The following is an 18583-nucleotide window of genomic DNA, read 5'->3' as shown; positions in this document are numbered from 1 at the left end:
GGGGGAGCGTGGGGGCGGGTTTCGGGTGCAGCGGCGCCCGGTGCATGGGGTGTTGTTGCTCGACAAACCGCTGGGCCTGTCCAGCAACCAGGCGCTGCAGAAGGCCAAGTGGCTGCTGCGCGCCGAGAAGGCCGGCCACACCGGCACGCTCGACCCGCTGGCCACCGGCGTGCTGCCGCTGTGCTTCGGTGCGGCGACCAAGTTCAGCCAGGGGCATCTCGACGCCGACAAGACCTACGAGACCACCGTGCGCCTGGGCGTGACCACCACCACCGCGGACGCCGAGGGCGAGGTCGTGCGGACCACGCCGGTCAGCTGCAGCGCGGGCGACGTGGTCGAGGTGCTGGACCGCTTCACCGGTCCGATCCGGCAGTTGCCACCCATGCACAGCGCGCTCAAGAAGGACGGCAAGGCACTGTACGACTACGCGCGGGCGGGCCAGACGGTGGAGCGGGAGCCGCGCGAGGTGCTGATCCACGAGCTCGAACTGCTCGACATGGATCTGACGGGCGAGCAACCGTTCCTGCGCCTGCGCGTGAAGTGCAGCAAGGGCACCTACATCCGTACCCTGGGCGAGGACATCGGGGTCGCACTCGGCTGCGGCGGCCACCTGGTCGCGCTGCGCCGGGTCGCCACCGGGCCGTTCGATGTCAGCCAGTGCATCACGCTGGCAGCACTGGAGGCGCTGGACGAGCCGCAGCGCAGCGCCCAGCTCAAACCGCCCGAAGTGCTGTTGCCCGATCACACCCCCGTTACGCTGGCCAGCGATGATGCCGGGCGCTTTCTGAGCGGCATGCGCCGCCGCGGCCTCTGGCCCGACGCGGCACGGGTGGCAGTGTTCGGTGAGCGGCCGCACGCGCTGCTCGGCACTGCCCACATCCAGGCCGGCGAAATCATTCCCGATCGACTTCTCAGTCCCCTCGAAATCCAGCAGATCCTGCAAGCGGCGCTGTCACGCGGCGCGCGTTCCTGAACAGACGAATCCATGACCAAGCAAATCCGCAACATCGCCATCATCGCCCACGTCGATCACGGCAAGACCACCATGGTCGACCAGCTGCTGCGCCAGAGCGGCACCTTCCGCAGCAACGAGAAGGTCGACGAACGCGTGATGGACTCCGGCGCCATCGAGAAGGAGCGCGGCATCACCATCCTGGCCAAGAACTGCGCCGTGTCCTGGCAGGGCACGCACATCAACATCGTCGACACGCCCGGGCATGCCGACTTCGGCGGCGAGGTCGAGCGCGCGCTGTCGATGGTCGACGGCGTGGTGCTGCTGATCGACGCCCAGGAAGGCCCGATGCCGCAGACGCGCTTCGTCACCCGCAAGGCGCTGGCGCTGGGCCTGAAGCCGATCGTCGTCGTCAACAAGGTGGACAAGCCGGGCGCGCGGCCCGACTACGTCATCAACGCCGCGTTCGACCTGTTCGACAAGCTCGGTGCGAACGACGAACAGCTCGACTTCCCGGTCGTCTACGCCAGCGGCCTGAACGGCTGGAGCGCGCTGGAGCCCGGTGCGCCGGGCGAGCAGTGGGGCGAGGACATGACGCCGCTGTTCGAGACCATCGTGAAGCACGTACCGGCGCACCAGGGCGACCCGAAGGCGCCGCTGCAGCTGCAGATCTCGTCGCTGGACTACTCCACCTTCGTCGGCCGCATCGGCGTCGGCCGCATCAATGCGGGCACGCTGAAGCCCGCCACCGACGTGCTGGTGATGGAGGGCCCGGATGGCAAGTCCTACAAGGGCCGCATCAACCAGGTGCTCAAGTTCGAGGGTCTGGAGCGGGTGCAGGCGAGCGTTGCCGGCCCGGGCGACATCGTGCTGGTCAACGGCATCGAGGACATCGGCATCGGCGTCACGCTGACCGACCTGGCCAAGCCGCAGCCGCTGCCGATGCTGAGGGTGGACGAACCGACCCTGACCATGAACTTCAGCGTCAACACCAGCCCGCTGGCCGGGCGCGAGGGCAAGTTCGTCACCAGCCGCCAGGTGTGGGACCGGCTGCAGAAGGAGCTGCAGAGCAACGTCGCCCTGCGCGTGCAGGAAACCGCCGAGGAGGGCGTGTTCGAGGTCTCCGGCCGCGGCGAGCTGCACCTGACCATCCTGCTGGAGAACATGCGCCGCGAAGGCTACGAGCTGGCCGTCGGCAAGCCGCGCGTGGTGTTCCGCGAGGTGGATGGCGAGCGGCACGAGCCGATCGAGCTGCTCACGGTGGACATCGAGGAGGGCCACCAGGGCGGCGTGATGCAGGCGCTCGGCGAGCGCAAGGGCGAGCTGGCCAACATGGAAAGCGATGGCCGCGGGCGCGTGCGGCTGGACTACCGCATCCCGGCGCGCGGGCTGATCGGCTTCCAGACCGAGTTCCTCAACCTGACGCGCGGCACCGGCCTGATCAGCAACATCTTCGACGGCTACGAGGCCTGGCGCGGCGAGATCGCCAGCCGCAAGAACGGCGTGCTGGTGAGCCAGGACGACGGCGAGATCATCACCTACGCGCTCGGCAAGCTGGACGACCGCGGCCGCATGTTCGTGCGGCCGGGCGATGCGGTGTACGAAGGCATGATCGTGGGCATCCACAACCGCGACAACGACATCGTCGTCAACCCAGTACGCACCAAGCAGCTCACCAACTTCCGCGTCAGCGGCAAGGAGGACGCGATCAAGATCACGCCGCCGATCATCCTGACGCTGGAGTACGCGGTCGAGTTCATCGAGGACGATGAACTGGTCGAGATCACGCCCAAGAGCATCCGTCTGCGCAAGCGCTTCCTGAAGGAACACGAGCGCAAGCGCGCCAGCCGCGGGGCCTGATTGACCAGCGCATCGCTCACCGCCGTGCCGTCCGTGATGTCGCACGGCCGCGCCGCCTGGACCATGGTGCTGGCGGCGCTGCTGTGGTCGACCGCCGGCGTGGTCACGCGCCAGCTGCAGGTGGCACAGGGCTTCGAGGTCACGTTCTGGCGCAGCTTCTTCACCGTGCTGTCGCTGCTGGTGATCCTGCCGCTGTGGCAGGGCCCGGACGTGTTCGCGCGCCTGCCGTGGCGCCGCCGCCCGTTCTGGCTGGCGGGCTTCTGCTGGGCCGTGATGTTCACCGCCTTCATGGTGGCGCTGACCATGACCGGCGTCGCGCGCGTGCTGATCACGATGGCGGTGGCGCCGCTGCTGACGGCGCTGCTGTCGCGCGTGGTCACCGGGCACCGCCTGCCGGCGCGCACCTGGGCGGCGATCGTCGCCGGCGGCCTCGGCATGGCCTGGATGTTCGCCGGCCAGCTGGGCGGCGTGGCCAGCGGAAGCGAATGGCTGGGCTCGATCGTCGCGCTGGCGGTGCCGATGGCGGCGGCGGTGCAGTGGACCGTGGCGCAGCGCAGCCAGGCGCAGGGCGAGCCGATCGACCTGGTGCCGGCGGTGCTGCTGGGTGCGCTGATCTCCAGCGCCGTCACCTTGCCGCTGGCCTGGCCGTTCCGGGCCACGACCCCTGACCTGGCCTGGCTGGCGCTGCTGGGCCTGACACAGCTGGCGATCCCCTGCGTGCTGGCGGTGCTGGCGGCGCGCGTGCTGCCGGCTGCCGAGGTCTCGCTGCTCGGCCTGCTGGAGATCGTGTTCGGCATCGCGCTGGTGTGGCTGCTCGCCGGCGAGGCCCCGCGCCCCGAGGTGCTGGCCGGCGGCACGCTGGTCATCGGGGCGCTGCTGGCCAACGAACTGCTGGGCTGGCATGAGCAGCGCCGCGACGGCGGCAGCATCGGCCCCGCGTAGCTGCGGTGGTGAGCAAGCCCTGCCAGCTCAGCGGTGGCGCTCCTTCATGGCGCGCTCGACCTCACGCTTGCCTTCGCGCTCCTTGATGGTGTCGCGCTTGTCGTGCGTGGCCTTGCCCTTGGCCAGCGCGATCTCGCATTTCACGCGGCCGTTCTTCCAGTACAGCTTGATGGGCACCAGGGTGTAGCCCTTCTGCTCCACCTTGCCGATCAGGCGCCGGATCTCGTCGCCGTGCAGCAGCAGCTTCTTGGTGCGCACCGAATCCGGCCGCACGTGCGTGCTGGCGGTGCCGAGCGGGTTGATCTGGCAGCCGATCACGAACAGCTCGCCGTCGCGGATCACCACGTAGCCGTCGGTGAGCTGCGCCTTGCCGGCGCGCAGCGCCTTCACTTCCCAGCCTTCCAGCACCATGCCGGCCTCGAAGCGGTCTTCGAAGAAGTAGTTGAACGCGGCCTTCTTGTTCTCGGCGATGACCGGGCTGGGCGACTTGGATTTCTTGGTGGCCATCAGAAAAATATGGGCGCTGGTACGTGCTTTGCAAGCACGCGCGGGGCAGCGCCGCGGTGCAACCCTAGAATCGGGCAGCCGCGCATTCTATGAAATCCGTCCACAAGTCCGTTCTCATCTGGTATTCGGCGCAGGAAATGTTCGACTTGGTCGTCGATGTCGAGCGCTATCCCGAGTTCCTGCCCTGGTGCGACCACGGCAAGGTGCTGGGCGAAGTTCCGAACGGCATGACAGCCGAGGTGGGCATTGCCTTCAAGGGCGTCAAGCAGGTCTTCACCACCCGCAACGAGCACGTGCCGGGCCGCGAGGTCAGGCTGCACCTGGTGAGCGGTCCGTTTTCCAGGCTGGAAGGCGTGTGGACCTTCACCCCGGTTGGTGGCGACAGCCAGCGCGCCTGTCGGGTTGATCTGAAGATGAACTACGGCTTCTCCAACGCCTTGCTGGCCAAGCTGGTGGGTCCGGTGTTCGACAAGATCGCCGGCAGCCTGGTCGATGCCTTCGTCAAGCGCGCCGAGCAGGTGTACGGCGCCGCCGCGGCATGAGCCAGCAACTGCGCGTCACCGTGGTGTACGCGCCGGTACCGCGGCAGGTGCGCGAGTTCGCCTTGACGCTGCCGGCCGACAGCACGGTGCGCGCGGCCATCGAGGCCAGCGGCGTGCTGGGCCTGCACCCGGAGATCGAGTTGGGCGCCCGGATGCTGGGTATCTGGGGCCACAAGGTCACGCTGGGCCATGTGCTGCGCGATCAGGACCGTGTTGAGATCTGGCGCCCGCTGCGCGTCGATCCCAAGCACGCGCGACGTGAGCGTTTCAATGCGCAGGGCGCGCGGGCAGCCGGGCTGTTTGCGCGCCGCCGGCCGGGAGCCAAGCCGGGTTATTGAGCGGCATCCGGCGGGGCAGGGTGGACCGGGCGTTCAACCGGGGTTCGCACCGACTCGCATTCGGCAATCCGGAGTCGGGTAGTGCGGCTGCAGTCGGGTATGGACATGTCTTTCGGCGCCAACGCCGATTCGCGGCTGCTACTGCTCCCACAGCCGGGTCTGCGCCAGCGTCAGTTGCACTCGGAACCGATGATTTCCTGCAGGCGCCGCTGCTCCGCCGCGCGTTCGGTGTCGTCGATGAACTCGCGCTCGCCGCGTTCATTGATGCGCGCCAGGCGCTGACCCGAGTCCAGCGCCGCCTTGGCCCCGAGCGCGCGCCGGCAGTTGTCGGCGCGGGTGGCGTCGGCCTCTGCCTGCCCGGCCTTGGTCTTGCTCGCATCACTGACCTGGGTGGGCTTGTGCCGATCGGGTTTGGCGTCTGCTTGCACCGCAGCCACCGGCGCCGAGGCGGCCGACGCAGCCGCTTCGGGGACCTTGCGCTGCGCTGCAGCCTGCGGCGCACGCGGCTGCGACAGCAGGTTCTTCTGCGGCAGATCGACGGGTGGCGGCGTGTCGCTGAACACGCGCCGCCCGTCACGGTCGATCCATTGGTACTGGGCCAGCACGGCCGTGCTCACGATCAGGCCGACGATCAGCACAAGGTATCGGACAGCTTTCATGATGAGCCAGTGTAGCGGGCGTGCCACCACAGCCACAAGCGTGGTTCGGTGCCGTGATCCGCGACCGTGCAGGCCGGAAAACGCCCTGAGTACAATTCGCCTTTTGGAGCCTTCACCCATGCGCCTTCTCGGCAAAGCGCTGACCTTCGACGACGTTCTGCTCGTTCCAGCGTACTCCCAGGTCCTGCCCAAGGACGTCAACCTCTCCACCCAGTTCTCCCGCAACATCCGCCTGAACCTGCCGCTGGTGTCGGCCGCGATGGACACCGTCACCGAGGCGCGCCTGGCGATCGCCATGGCGCAGGAGGGCGGCATCGGCATCGTGCACAAGAACCTCACGGCCGACGAGCAGGCCGTGCAGGTGGCCAAGGTCAAGCGTTACGAGTCCGGCGTGCTGCGCGATCCGGTCGTCATCACGCCGGAGCACACCGTGCTGCAGGTGATGCAGCTCAGTGACGAGCTCGACATCAGCGGCTTTCCGGTCATCGACCACGGCCGCGTGGTCGGCATCGTCACCGGCCGCGATCTGCGCTTCGAGACCCGCTACGACGTGCCGGTGCGCGAGATCATGACGCCGCGCGAGCGCTTGGTCACGGTGCCCGAGGGCACCAGCCACGACGAGGCCAAGGCGCTGCTGAACAAGCACAAGCTCGAGCGCCTGCTGATCATCGACGAGCAGGACCGGCTGCGCGGCCTGATCACGGTGAAGGACATCACCAAGCAGACCACCTTCCCGAACGCCGCGCGCGATGCCGACGGCAGCCTGCGCGTGGGCGCCGCGGTGGGCGTCGGCGCCGGCACCGAGGAGCGCGTCGAGGCGCTGGTCAAGGCCGGCGTCGATGCGCTGATCGTCGACACCGCGCACGGCCACAGCCAGGGTGTGGTCGAGCGCGTGCGCTGGGTCAAGCGCAACTACCCGCGGGTCGAGGTCATCGGCGGCAACATCGCCACCGGCGCCGCCGCGCGCGCGCTGGTGGAAGCGGGCGCCGATGGCGTCAAGGTCGGCATCGGGCCGGGCAGCATCTGCACCACGCGCATCGTCGCCGGCGTCGGCGTGCCGCAGATCACCGCCATCCATGACGTGTCGGCGGCGCTGGAAGGCACCGGCGTGCCGCTGATCGCCGATGGCGGCGTGCGCTATTCGGGCGACATCGCCAAGGCCATCGCTGCCGGCGCCCACAGCGTGATGATGGGCGGCATGTTCGCCGGCACCGAGGAGGCGCCGGGCGAGATCGTGCTGTTCGGCGGCCGCAGCTACAAGAGCTACCGCGGCATGGGCAGCATCGGCGCCATGCAGCAGGGCAGCGCCGACCGCTACTTCCAGGAAAGCACCACCGGCAACCCCAACGCCGACAAGCTGGTGCCCGAAGGCATCGAGGGCCGCGTGCCCTACAAGGGCAGCGTGGTCGCCATCATCTTCCAGCAGGCCGGCGGCCTGCGCGCCGCCATGGGCTACTGCGGCTGCGCCACGGTGGAGGAGATGCGCGACAAGGCCGAGTTCGTCGAGATCACCGCCGCCGGCATCCGTGAATCGCACGTGCACGACGTGCAGATCACCAAGGAAGCGCCGAACTACCGGGCCGATTGATCTTCGGGCGGCCTGAGCGTCGTTGCCTCTGTCGGGGTCCGGTGTCGGGCCCGGCTTGATACCGGTGCTTCGGCTGCTCAGTCCTCCACCGGCGGCTTGACCAGCAGCACCGGCACCGGCGTGTCCTCGAGCAGCTTGCGCGACACCGACACGCCTTCGATCAGGCGCCGGAACGGCCCCAGCGCGCGCGAGCCCATGATCACCATGTCGCAGTGATGCAACTCGATCAGGTCCAGCACGCCCTGCGCCGGGTCGCCCGAGACCACGGCGGTTTCGTAGGCGACGTTGGCCTGCTCCAGCAGCCGGGCCGACGGCGCCATCAGGTCTTCGGCGGCTTCCAGGGCGGCGTCCTCGATCAGTTCCGGATCCTGCGAGGTGACGATCTCGTAGAAGCTGGCCGGCGCCTGCACGTTGGCCAGCACGAAACTGGCCTGCAGGCCTTCGCGCACCAGTTGCAGCGCGAAACGGGTTTCGTGCAGGGACAGTTCGGTGCCGTCGACCGGGAGCAGGATCTTCATGTCAGCTGTGCCTTTCTAAACTACACAAATCATAGCAAACTGCGCCGATTCCGCCAGCGGGCCGGCGCCGCGCGTCGATCAAGCCAGGCTGGCGCGCCGAAGCCGCGCTGAAAGCATGTGATCCGCACGCAGTTCAGCGGCGCGGCTGCCCGCCCGAGAACTCGCCTGCCGCCGGTTGCAGCGGCGCGGCTGCCGGCGCCGGGGCCGCTGCTTCGGCCGCGGACGCTGGCGCCGCAGCCGGGCCCGCCTTCGGGTCCTGCGTCGCGCGTGCCAGCAGCGGGGCGCAGCCTTCGTCATCGTCGGCGCCCGGTACGGTGATCGGCACCAGCACCAGCGCGCCCGGGGCCGCCGCGAGTGCGGCGATGGCGGCGGCGGCGCGGGCGATCAGCGGACCCGGCTTGACGCCGACGTGGGCCTTGGCGAACGGGCCGCGCACTTCCAGCGGCGTGCGCAGCGAGAACAGCTTCAGCTCGTAGGCCTTGGGGTCGATGTCGATGTCGAAGATCTCGCGCCGCATGTCGGCGCTGCCGGTGACCTCGATCAGGGCCTCGTCGGTGTTGAATTTGACGTTGCGCATGTGCGCCACGCCGCCGCGCACCGGCACGTCGGCGATGGCGCAGCGCAGCCGCACCTCGTGGTCCTGGCCGAACAGCTTGGTGACGATGACGCTGCCCAGGTTCAGTCCGGCCATGTCGAGCAGCAGGCTGCTCATGACGCCGTCGCGCACGTACAGCCTGGCCTCGCCGTTGGCCGTGGCCAGGACCTGCGCGACCGACTGGCCCTGGCCGTCGAGCGCCACGCCGCCGTCCATGCGACCCAGGCTCTTCTTCATCAGCTCGATCTTCGGGAACAGCGCGGACAGCTTCAGCCCCTGCACGTCACCGCGCAGCGAGACCTGCATCGGCCGGGCGCGTGAATCCATCCGCACCTGGGTCTTGAAGCGGCCGTGGGCGACGCCGAAATCCAGCGGTGCCAGCTTCAACACCGCGTTCTGCATCACGGCGTGCACGCGCAGGCTGTCGATCGGCACGGCTTCGGGGCGTTCGATGCGCTGGCCGCTGTAGTGCAGGTCCAGATCCATGTCGTCCCAGCGCCTGGTGTCGAATGGATCATCGGGCAGGATCTTGCCCCGGCGCGGCTTCTTGTCGGGTGAACGGGGTTTGGCGCCGATCACCGGACCCAGGTCCACCAGCCGCAGCAACTTCGACTGCACTATGCCGACCAGGCGCGGACGCGGCTTGGCCGAGGTGTAGCTGACGTCGCCGCTCAGGTCGCTCTTGCCGATGTGGCCGCTGAAGTCGCGGTAGTCCCATACCGCGCCGTCGGGCTTGAGCGTGCCGACGAGATGGCCCCTGGTTTCGAACGCCGGCGTGTCGGGCAGCACCACGCCGGTGAGCGCATGCAGGTCGGCCAGGCTGCCACCCTTGAGCGTGAGCTGGAAGTCGACGCCCGACAGATCGCGCGGATTCGCGATGATGCCCTCGGCCTCGGTGGCCAGGCGCCCGGCCTGGGCGCTCAGCTTGAGCGGGTAGTCGAGCTGTTCGTCGCGCAGCGACAGCAGCTGGCCGGCCTTGCCCGAGCCCTTGACCTCGGCCTTGCCGTGCCAGCCGGAGAAATCGAAGCCGATGCCGTAGCGCCCGCCCTCGCTGGCATCCGGCGCCAGGCTGTCGACCTGGGCGGCCAGGCTCAGCTTGCGTATGGCGTCGTCATACGACAGCTGGCCCTTGCTGAGCAGCAGTCGGCCGAGCGAGACGCGCCAGCGCTCCGGCTGGTCCGGCCGTCTGGCGAGGTCGATGGTCCAGTTGTTGCTCTCGTCCTGCTGGCGCTCCATGCGCACGTCGGGTTCGGCCAGCGCCACGCTGCGGATGTCGATGTGGCGCGCCAGCAGCGGCAGCAGGGCGACGTCGGCCGAGGCACGTCCGATCTGGGCGAAGTGCGGCCCCTTGGCGGCGAACTCCGGCGGGTTGCCGATCAGCACGTCGTGGGCATGGATGATCGGCGTCGGTACCCAGCGGCGCCAGCCGCGTTCCTGCCGCATCGGCCACTGCCAGTCGAGGTCGAGCGGGCCGCGGATCGCGAACTCGCGCCCGATCGCCTGCGACACCTGCTGCGATACCCAGGCGCGCGAGCTGTTCCAGTCGTTCCAGGTCAGCCAGGCGAGCGCGGCGCCGAGCGTGACCAGCAGCGCCAGCAGCAAGGCCAGCAGCCAGCGCAGCGCGGCACGGGCAGGGGGCGGCGGGGCGGGTTCGGCACTCATCTCCAGACAGGGCCTGCGGCGGCGGTGAGGGCGCGGACAGGCGGTTGCGAGCTTGGGTTGCGGTCCATGCTAGCCGTGAAGACAGCGCTTGCGTTGCCACGATCGCGGCTCGCGCGCTTCTCCTACAGCCGCTTGCGCAGCGCGCCACCCCGACTGCTGCACGCCATCCGACAAAAGGGTGGCCGCGGCTTCGTTGCGCCCATGGGATCGCCCAGGTCCATTCACCGACAGGCTCGTCTGCCATGGCCATGCCCTCAATCACGAGGACATGGGATGATGCAACTGGTGGACGTGGTCTGATACCGATTGGCGCTCAGTACGACAGAGCCCCGTTCGCACTGAGCCTGTCGAAGTGCAGGCCTCTGGCAGGGCTTCGACAAGCTCAGCCTGAACGGTGTTCTATGTACTCGAAATCGATGCCGTGTGCAGCGTAACGCAAGCAGCCCGCCTTGTATGCGGGCTGCTCTGGCCTCGGCACCGGCCGGGATGCCTCTTCAGGGATGCAGGCTCAGCGCCAGCGCCGCTTCGGCGACGGGGCTTCTGCGCGGCTTCTTCTGGCGGGTGCTGGCACTGGCCTTGGCGGCACGGGCCACGCGGCGATCCACGCGCGCGCCGTCGACGCGCCGCTGGATGTGGGCCAGCGCCTCTTCCACCTGGTCGATCAGGATCAGGCACAGATCGCCGCTCTTGAGCCGGTCCATGGCGTGGTCGATGGCGATGAACTCGCCGTGGATTTCCTCCACGTGGCGGGTGCGCGCGGCGTCGGCCAGGCCTTCGCGCAGCAGCGCCAGCACCTCGCCGTCGGCGCGACCGCGCTGGCAGGCGTCCTGGTACAGCACCACCTCGTCGAAGGCGCTGCCCAGGATGCGGGTCTGGCCGCGGATGTCCTCGTCGCGCCGGTCGCCGGCGCCGCTGATGACGACCGAGCGGCGGCGAGCCGGCATGTTCTCGACGCCGGCCACCAGGGCTGCGATGGCATCGGGGTTGTGGCCATAGTCGGCGATCACGGTGGCGCCGAGGTAGTCGAACACGTTGAAGCGGCCGGGCACGCCGTGCAGGTCGCTGATGAAGCTGGCCAGGCCCTTCTGGATCGCGTCCCAGGACACGCCGACGGCCCAGGCAGCCGCCACCGAGGCCATGGTGTTCTCGACCTGGAAGCCGATCCGGCCCTTGCGCGTCAGCGGCACGCGCGCCAGTGGCAGCCGCTTCATGAAGCCGCCTTCGGCGCAGACGATGTCGCCATGGTCGACGAACACCACGCGCTTGCCCAGTGCCCGGTGGGTGGCGATCACCGGGTGATGGCCATCCTGGGCAAAGAAGGTCACGCTGCCGGGGCAGTGCGGCGCCATCGCCACCACCGCCGGATCGGCGGCATTCAGCACCGCGGTGCCGGTCGGCGCGACGTTGAGCACGATCACCCGCTTGAGCACCTTCAGGTCCTCCAGCGTGGTGATGTAGTTCAGGCCCAGATGGTCGCCGCCGCCCAGGTTGGTGACGATGGCGACGTCGCACTGGTCGAAGGCCAGGCCTTCACGCAGCAGGCCGCCGCGTGCGGTTTCCAGCACCGCCGCATCGACGTCCGGGTGCGCCAGCACGTTGCGCGCGCTGCGCGGACCGGAGCAGTCGCCCGAGTCGATCTGGCGCCCGTTGACGTACACGCCGTCGGTGTTGGTCATGCCGACGCGCAGGCCGCTGGTCTTGAGCAGGTGCGCCGCCAGCCGCACGGTGGTGGTCTTGCCGTTGGTGCCGGTGACGGCGATCACCGGGATGCGGCCGTTGCCGCCATCGGGGTACATGTGGTCGATCACCGCCTTGCCGACGTCGCGCCCCTTGCCGAACGAGGGGCTGATGTGCATGCGCAGGCCGGGTGCGGCGTTGACCTCGACGATGCCGCCGTTCTGCTCCTCCAGCGGCTTGATGACGGTCTCGCACACCACGTCGACGCCGCAGATGTCCAGGCCGACGGTCTGCGCGGCCTCGATGGCGCGCGCGGCGACCTCGGGGTGCACGCTGTCGGTGACGTCGGTGGCGGTGCCGCCGGTCGACAGGTTGGCGTTGTTGCGCAGCATCACGCGCTGGCCCTTGGCCGGCACGCTGTCGGGCGTCAGCGCCTGCGCCGCCAGGCGCGCCTCGGCGATGGCGTCGATGCGGATCCTGGTGAGCGAGGTGCCGTGGCCTTCGCCGCGGCGCGGGTCCTTGTTGACCTCGGCCACCAGTTCGCGCACGCTGTGCCTGCCGTCGCCGATGACCAGCGGCGGATCGCGCCGGGCCGCCGCCACCAGCTGGTTGCCGACCACCAGCAGGCGGAAGTCGTGGCCGGGCAGGTAGCGCTCCACCATCACGGCGCCGTAGTGCGCGGCAGCCTCGTAGGCGACGTCGAAGTGTGCGCGGTCGCTGATGCCGACGGTGACGCCCTTGCCCTGGTTGCCGTCCTGCGGCTTGACCACCACCGGCAGGCCGATCCCCTGCGCCACCTTCCAGGCGTCCTCGAGATCGGTCACCGGGCGACCCAGCGGCACTGGCACGCCGGCGGCGTGCAGCAGTTTCTTGGTCAGGTCCTTGTCCTGGGCGATCGATTCGGCGATGGCACTGGTGCCGTCGACCTCGGCCGCCTGGATGCGGCGCTGCCGGCTGCCCCAGCCGAGCTGCACCAGGCTGCCGCGCGTCAGGCGCTTGATCGGGATGCCGCGCTGCAGGGCGGCATCGACGATGGCGCCGGTGGAGGGGCCGAGGCGCTCGTCCTCGTCCAGCTCGTGCAGCTCGGCCAGCACGGCGGCGACGTCGAACGGCTCGCCGGCCACGGCGGCACGGCACAGCTGCTGGGCCTTCTCGAACGCCAGGCGGCCGACCGCTTCCTCGGTGTACTGCACGGCGACCTGGAAGGTGCCTGCAACTTCAGTCGGCGTGGTGCGGCTGAAGGTGACCGGGCAGCCGGCCTGCGCCTGCAGCGCCAGCGCCGTCAGCTCCAGCGCGTGCGCCATCGAGATCGGCGTGCTCGGCAGGTTGGCGTGCAGCGCGCCGACCTTGGGAAACAGCGCGCGCAGGCGCTGCTCGAAGGCCGGGGTGCTGTCCAGGTCGCGCTCGGCGCCGGCGTCGCAGCTGACGACGGCCTCGATGGCGGTATGGCGGCTCCAGAGGTTGGGGCCGCGCAGAGCGCGAATGCGGGTGACTTCCATGAACGTTCCTAGGGTGGAAAACCGATATCAATAACGGGCGGACGCTTGCCTCAGTGGACAGCCGTGGCTGCCTGTCCTTCACAAAAATGCAGCAGGCTGACACGGATCAGATCCGCCGGCACGCCGAGCGCCCAAGTGGCGGCGACCGCGGCGAGGACGTGCGCGCGCACGTCCGGCGGCGCCTCGCTGGTGATGGCGGCAAAGCAGGGCGCCGACAGCTGGATCAGCAGCTGCTCCTGATTGCCCTGCGCCAGCACAATGTCGTCGCCGCGCGCGAACACCGCGCGGCCCTTGCCGGCCCGGTGCGCCGCCACGGCGGCGTTGTCGGCGTCGACGCTGTAGAGCAGCACCTCGCCGTCGGAATAATCGGCCAGTTCCAGCACCGCCGCATCGTCGGCGTTCAGCACCGACGCGCCCTGCGGCAGCACCACGTCGATCTGGGTGCGAACCACGTTCGGCATCTGTTCGGCCTCGGTGATGTAGAGGTCTTCCAGCCCTTCGGGGCCGGGCATGGCCATCACCATGCCGACCTGGCAGCGGTCGTAGGGCAGGCCCTCGCTCAGGATCTGGCGCGCCGAGGTCTCCAGCACGGCAGCCTGCACGGTGCGGTTGATCAGCATGCGCTCGCCGTGCTCGTAGCCCAACGCGCTGCTCTTGGACAGCTGGCGCTGGCCCAGGAACAGGCCGTCGCGGCAGGCCAGGGCGGTCTGCCAGCCGTGCAACTGCAGCAGCGCCGCCACCAGGTGCGCCGCCAGCGCGCTCTGGCCATTGCCGACCAGGCCGACGATGGGGATGCGGCCGCTGCTGCCGGCGGGAAACAGGTGTTCGGCAATCGCTTCGCCGACCGGCTGCGCGCGGCCGACGGCGGGTTTCAGGTGCATCAGCAGGCCGGGTCCGGCGTTGACCTCGACGATGGCGCCGCCTTGGGGCCCCAGCGGCTTGCCGATGTCTTCCACCACCAGGTCGATGCCGGCGATGTCGAGGCCGACCACGCGCGCCGCCAGCGCCATCTGCTCGGCGACGTCCGGGTGCACCTGGCCGGTGACGTCGATCGCCATGTTGCCGGTGCGCTGCACCACCGCCGATTCGCCGCGCGGCAGCACGCTGGTGGGCGTCAGGTCCTGGCGCGCCAGCAGCAGCAGCAGCACCGGGTCGTCGTGGCGCAGGGTCTCCAGCGGCAGGTGTTCTTCCTCGCCGCGGCGCGGGTCGGTGTTGACCTGAGCGTCGATCAGCTGCGTGATGCTGGAGCGGCCGTCGCCGCTGACGCGGATGATCTCGCCACGCGTGGCGGCGACCACTTTTCCGCCGACCACCAGCAGACGGTGTTCCTGGCCGCGGATGAAGCTCTCGACGATGACCTCGGAGCCCTCGGCCTCGGCGGCAACGAAGGCGGACATGACTTCATCGCGCGTGTTCAGGTTCAGCGAGACGCCGCGCGCGTGGTTGCCGTCCGACGGCTTGACCACCACCGGCAGGCCGATGTCCTCGGCCGCTTCCCAGGCCTGCTCGGCGCTCTCCACCGTGCGACCCTCGGGCACTGGCACGCCGGCGGACGCCAGCAGCTGCTTGGTCAGGTCCTTGTCGCGCGAGATGCCCTCGGCGATGGCGCTGGTGCGGTCGGTCTCGGCGGTCCAGATGCGGTGTTGCGCCGCGCCGTGGCCGAGCTGCACCAGGTTGCCGTCGTTCAGTCGGATGTGCGGGATGTCGCGCTCGCTGGCGGCGTCGACGATGCAGGCGGTGCTGGGGCCCAGGCACTGCCGGTCCACCATGTCGGTCAGCCGCGCGATGACGGCACCGACGTCGTAGGGCCGGTCGTTGATGGCGGCCATCACCAGGTCGCGTGCCGATTCCAGCGCCAGCTTGCCGATCGCCTCGTTGCGGGTGCGGATGATGACCTTGTAGACGCCGTGCTCGTGCGTCATGCGCGCCTTGCCGAAACCGGTCTTCATGCCGGCCTGGGTCTGCAGCTCCAGCGCCACGTGCTCCAGGATGTGACCGGGCCAGGTGCCGTCGCGCAGCCGCATCAGGAAGCCGCCGCGCCGGCCGACGCTGCAGCGGTGCTCGATCAGGCCCGGCAGCCAGGCGGTCAGGCGCTCGTAGAAGCCGGGCAGGGTGTTGGAGGGAAAATCCTCCAGCTCGCCGATGTCGACGATGGCCTCGATCACCGCGCGGTAGGTCCAGATGTTGGGGCCGCGCAGGTGCGCCATGCGGCGGATCACGATATCGGCGAACTGCCGCGTCGGCCGGGCCGCGGATTCCGGGGCCGCTTCGGCTGTGGCCGCCAGGGCCGAGGGATACAATCCGCCTCCGCTGGAAGAAGGGCTATGCTCTTTCTGGTCGATGCTGCGCATGTGTTCGCTTTCCGTGCCTGCTTCGTTATGGAGGGCTCTCCTCGAACTTCCCGGCCCTCGTCGCTAGAAACCCATGTCATCCCGCAGTGTTCCCGAACTCCCTGGCTCCGGGCCGGTCCTGCCGGCCCCACAGGGGGCGCAGACGCCGCTGCGACCAGCAGAGAACGCGCTGGGTTCGCTGCAAGTTGACTTGGACCATCGGCTGCACTTCGGCAGCGCCGAGTTGCAGCTTACAAATCAACGGCTTATAGCGCGGTTTCCGGATGCAACAGGCTGGCAGAGCTGGGAATTGCGGCCCGGGCTGCGCCTGCTGCACCACGACCACGCCGGCGTCGGCACCCTGGAGTTGCGTGACGAGGCCAGCCGGCTGGCGGCCTGGCGCTTCACCCTGGGCCACAACCCGGCCGCGCTGCGGCTGCTGAACCAGTTCGACCAGGCGGTCGCCGCGCTGGGCACCGAAGGTGCCGGTCCGGCCGGGCTGGTGATCGAGCCGGAAACCGATCTGGACCTGGTGGAGCCGGAGACCGACGCCGCCGCCGAGGACAAGCCCCCGTCCACCTGGACCCTGCTGCGCCTGTGGCGCTTCGCCCGGCCGTACCAGGGCCGGCTGCTGGCCGGCTTCGTGCTGACGCTGGCAGCGACCGCCGCCACGCTGGTGCCGCCCTACCTGACGATGCCGCTGATGGACGAGGTGCTGATCCCGTTCCAGAACGGCCAGCGGATCGATACCGGCTACGTGGCGCTGCTGCTGTCGGGCCTGGCGGGCGCGGCGCTGCTGGCCTGGGTGCTGGGCTGGGCCCGGACCTACATCCTGGCGCTGGTGTCCGAGCGCATCGGCGCCGATTTGCGCACCAGCACTTACGAACACTTGCTCAAGCTTTCACTTGAGTACTTCAGCGGGCGGCGCACCGGCGACCTGATGGCGCGCATCGGCTCGGAAACCGACCGCATCAACGTGTTCCTGTCGCTGCACCTGCTGGACTTTGCCACCGACGTGCTGATGATCGTGATGACGGCGGTGATCCTGTTTTCGATCAACCCGACGCTGGCGCTGGTGACGCTGGTGCCGCTGCCGGTGATCGGCTGGCTGATCCACGTGGTGCGCGACCGCCTGCGCACCGGCTTCGAGAAGATCGACCGGGTCTGGTCCGAGGTCACCAACGTGCTGGCCGACACCATCCCGGGCATCCGCGTGGTCAAGGCGTTCGCGCAGGAAGACCGCGAGGCCGGGCGCTTCCGCGAAGCCAACCGGCACAACCTGGCGGTCAACGACAAGCTCAACAAGCTGTGGTCGCTGTTCTCGCCCAGCGTCACGCTGCTGACCGAGATCGGCCTGCTGGTGGTGTGGGCGGCCGGCATCTGGCTGGTGAGCCAGCAGCAGATCACCGTGGGCGTGCTGACCGCCTTCCTGGCCTACATCGGGCGCTTCTACACCCGGCTCGATTCGATGAGCCGCATCGTCTCGGTGACGCAGAAGGCGGCCTCGGCCACCAAGCGCATCTTCGAGATCCTGGACCACGAATCCAGCGTGCCGGAGCCGAAAAACCCGGTGCGGCTGCCGCACATCGCCGGCCGCATCGAGGTCAGGAATGCCGCACTGCGCTACGGCAACCGCTCGGTGATCCGGGGCCTGAACCTGGCCATCGAGCCCGGCGAGATGATCGGCCTGGTCGGCCACTCGGGCTCGGGCAAGAGCACGCTGGTCAACCTGATCTGCCGCTTCTACGACGTCACCGAGGGCGCCATCGAGGTCGACGGCATCGACCTGCGCCAGCTGCGCGTGGCCGACTACCGGCGCCACGTCGGCCTGGTGCTGCAGGAGCCCTTCCTGTTCTTCGGCACCATTGCCGAGAACATCGCCTACGGCAAGCCCGAGGCCACGCGGGACGAGATCGTTGCAGCCGCGCGCGCGGCACATGCGCACGAATTCATCCTGCGGCTGCCGCAGGGCTACGACTCGCTGGTGGGCGAGCGCGGCCAGGGCCTGTCGGGCGGCGAGCGCCAGCGCATCAGCATCGCGCGCGCGCTGCTGATCGACCCGCGCATCCTGATCCTGGACGAGGCCACCGCCTCGGTCGACACCGAAACCGAGCGCGAGATCCAGAAGGCGCTCGACAACCTGGTGCGCGGCCGCACCACCATCGCCATCGCGCACCGCCTGTCGACCCTGCGCAAGGCGGACCGGCTGGTGGTGCTGGACAAGGGCCTGAAGGTGGAAGAGGGCACGCACGAGCAACTGATCGCCCGGCGTGGCGCCTACTGGCGCCTGTACGAGGCGCAGGCGCGGCAGGAGAAGGCCGAGCGCGATCGCATGCTGGTGGTGGACGAAGCCGAACTGGCGCCGCCGGCGCAGCCCGCCGCCGAGCACATCGATCGCGACGATGCCGCCGCGCCAGGTGCTGGGCTGAAGGAGCAGCGTCCATGAGCGCCAACGCATTCGAGCTGCGGCGCGACGCCTTCGGCCGCCTGGTGCTGACCGATGCGGGCGGCCGCGAGCACGTGAACGTGGTCGCCGTGCGTGCGTTTCCGATCTCGGCGCCCGACGAAGGCGTCAGCGTGGTCGATGGTGATGGCCACGAGCTGGCGTGGGTGCCGCGCCTGTCCGGGCTGGATGAAGCGCGCCGCACCCTGCTGGCCGAGGCGCTGGAGCAGCGCGAGTTCATGCCGCGGCTGCTGCGCGTCAAGGCGGTGAGCAGCTTCGCCACCCCCAGCACCTGGGAGGTCGACACCGACCGTGGCCCGACCAGCTTCGTGCTCAAGGGCGAGGAAGACATCCGCCGGCTCGGCCCGGGCCTGTTGATCGTCAACGACGCGCACGGCGTGCAGTACCTGATCCAGGACCTGCTGGCCATGGACCGGCACAGCCGCAAGCTGCTGGACCGCTTCCTGTAGC

At 69.3% G+C, this 18583-nt stretch carries 13 protein-coding genes and 1 pseudogene; 8 read left to right on the top strand and 6 right to left on the bottom strand.

Annotation, left to right across the window (positions count from 1 at the left end):
- The first annotated feature begins 52 nt into the window (after positions 1-52).
- Genes truB through PK606_RS05150 form a run of 3 tightly spaced genes read left to right on the top strand, consistent with a single transcriptional unit; the run spans position 53 to position 3754 of the window.
- The gene (gene truB / locus PK606_RS05160; protein ID WP_324561390.1) at positions 53-973 is read left to right on the top strand and encodes a tRNA pseudouridine(55) synthase TruB; all 921 of its coding nucleotides are present in this window, start codon (positions 53-55) and stop codon (positions 971-973) included.
- A 12-nt stretch (positions 974-985) separates the two neighbouring features.
- The gene (gene typA / locus PK606_RS05155) at positions 986-2812 is read left to right on the top strand and encodes a translational GTPase TypA (RefSeq protein WP_324561388.1); all 1827 of its coding nucleotides are present in this window, start codon (positions 986-988) and stop codon (positions 2810-2812) included.
- A 36-nt stretch (positions 2813-2848) separates the two neighbouring features.
- A complete protein-coding gene (locus tag PK606_RS05150; protein ID WP_324561460.1) occupies positions 2849-3754 on the top strand; it encodes a DMT family transporter in 906 nt (301 codons plus the stop codon).
- 27 nt (positions 3755-3781) lie between these two features.
- Here PK606_RS05150 and smpB read toward each other — a convergent pair whose 3' ends face one another.
- On the bottom strand, positions 3782-4261 hold the full coding sequence (gene smpB, locus PK606_RS05145) for an SsrA-binding protein SmpB (protein WP_324561386.1): 480 nt from the start codon (positions 4259-4261) through the stop codon (positions 3782-3784).
- Positions 4262-4350: 89 nt separating this feature from the next.
- On the opposite strand from smpB, the gene PK606_RS05140 reads away from it, so the two are divergent.
- Together PK606_RS05140 and PK606_RS05135 are read left to right on the top strand one after the other, a co-directional pair.
- Positions 4351-4803, top strand: a complete 453-nt coding sequence (locus PK606_RS05140; RefSeq protein WP_324561384.1) for a type II toxin-antitoxin system RatA family toxin — start codon at positions 4351-4353, stop codon at positions 4801-4803.
- Positions 4800-5141, top strand: a complete 342-nt coding sequence (locus PK606_RS05135; RefSeq protein ID WP_324561382.1) for an RnfH family protein — start codon at positions 4800-4802, stop codon at positions 5139-5141. Before PK606_RS05140 ends, PK606_RS05135 begins: the two co-directional genes overlap by 4 nt.
- 170 nt (positions 5142-5311) lie before the next feature.
- Here the strand turns inward: PK606_RS05135 and PK606_RS05130 are convergent, their stop codons facing one another.
- Positions 5312-5800, bottom strand: coding sequence for a DUF4124 domain-containing protein (locus PK606_RS05130; protein ID WP_324561381.1), 489 nt, complete (start codon positions 5798-5800; stop codon positions 5312-5314).
- Between the two features lie 118 nt (positions 5801-5918).
- Between PK606_RS05130 and guaB the strand changes: the two genes are divergently transcribed.
- A complete protein-coding gene (gene guaB / locus PK606_RS05125) occupies positions 5919-7388 on the top strand; it encodes an IMP dehydrogenase (RefSeq protein ID WP_324561379.1) in 1470 nt (489 codons plus the stop codon).
- Between the two features lie 77 nt (positions 7389-7465).
- On the opposite strand, the gene PK606_RS05120 is transcribed toward guaB, so the two are convergent.
- The 4 genes and pseudogenes from PK606_RS05120 to PK606_RS05105 all read right to left on the bottom strand — a co-directional run.
- The gene (locus tag PK606_RS05120; RefSeq protein ID WP_324561377.1) at positions 7466-7906 is read right to left on the bottom strand and encodes a universal stress protein; all 441 of its coding nucleotides are present in this window, start codon (positions 7904-7906) and stop codon (positions 7466-7468) included.
- A gap of 133 nt (positions 7907-8039) precedes the next feature.
- Positions 8040-10163: an AsmA family protein gene (locus PK606_RS05115; RefSeq protein WP_324561375.1), complete on the bottom strand. Its 2124-nt coding sequence runs from the start codon at positions 10161-10163 to the stop codon at positions 8040-8042.
- Between the two features lie 494 nt (positions 10164-10657).
- Positions 10658-13339 carry a cyanophycin synthetase gene (cphA, locus tag PK606_RS05110; RefSeq protein WP_324561373.1) on the bottom strand — a complete coding sequence of 894 codons (2682 nt, stop codon included), beginning with the start codon at positions 13337-13339 and terminating at the stop codon, positions 10658-10660.
- Between the two features lie 71 nt (positions 13340-13410).
- A pseudogene (locus PK606_RS05105) lies at positions 13411-15546 on the bottom strand (cyanophycin synthetase); the annotation flags it as partial.
- Positions 15547-15763: 217 nt separating this feature from the next.
- Between PK606_RS05105 and PK606_RS05100 the strand changes: the two are divergent.
- Complete coding sequence (locus PK606_RS05100) at positions 15764-18115, top strand: cyanophycin metabolism-associated ABC transporter (protein WP_502920787.1); 2352 nt, start codon at positions 15764-15766, stop codon at positions 18113-18115.
- Entirely contained in the window at positions 18112-18582 is a 471-nt protein-coding gene (locus PK606_RS05095) for a cyanophycin metabolism-associated DUF1854 family protein (protein WP_324561370.1), read from the top strand. Before PK606_RS05100 ends, PK606_RS05095 begins: the two co-directional genes overlap by 4 nt.
- Position 18583 lies beyond the last annotated feature (1 nt).

The sequence above is a fragment of the Ottowia sp. genome, from assembly GCF_035444425.1.
In the GTDB taxonomy this organism is placed as follows: Bacteria; Pseudomonadota; Gammaproteobacteria; order Burkholderiales; family Burkholderiaceae_C; genus Ottowia.
The sequence above is the reverse complement of the archived record's forward strand: the minus strand, read 5'-3'. Positions and strand labels throughout refer to the sequence as shown.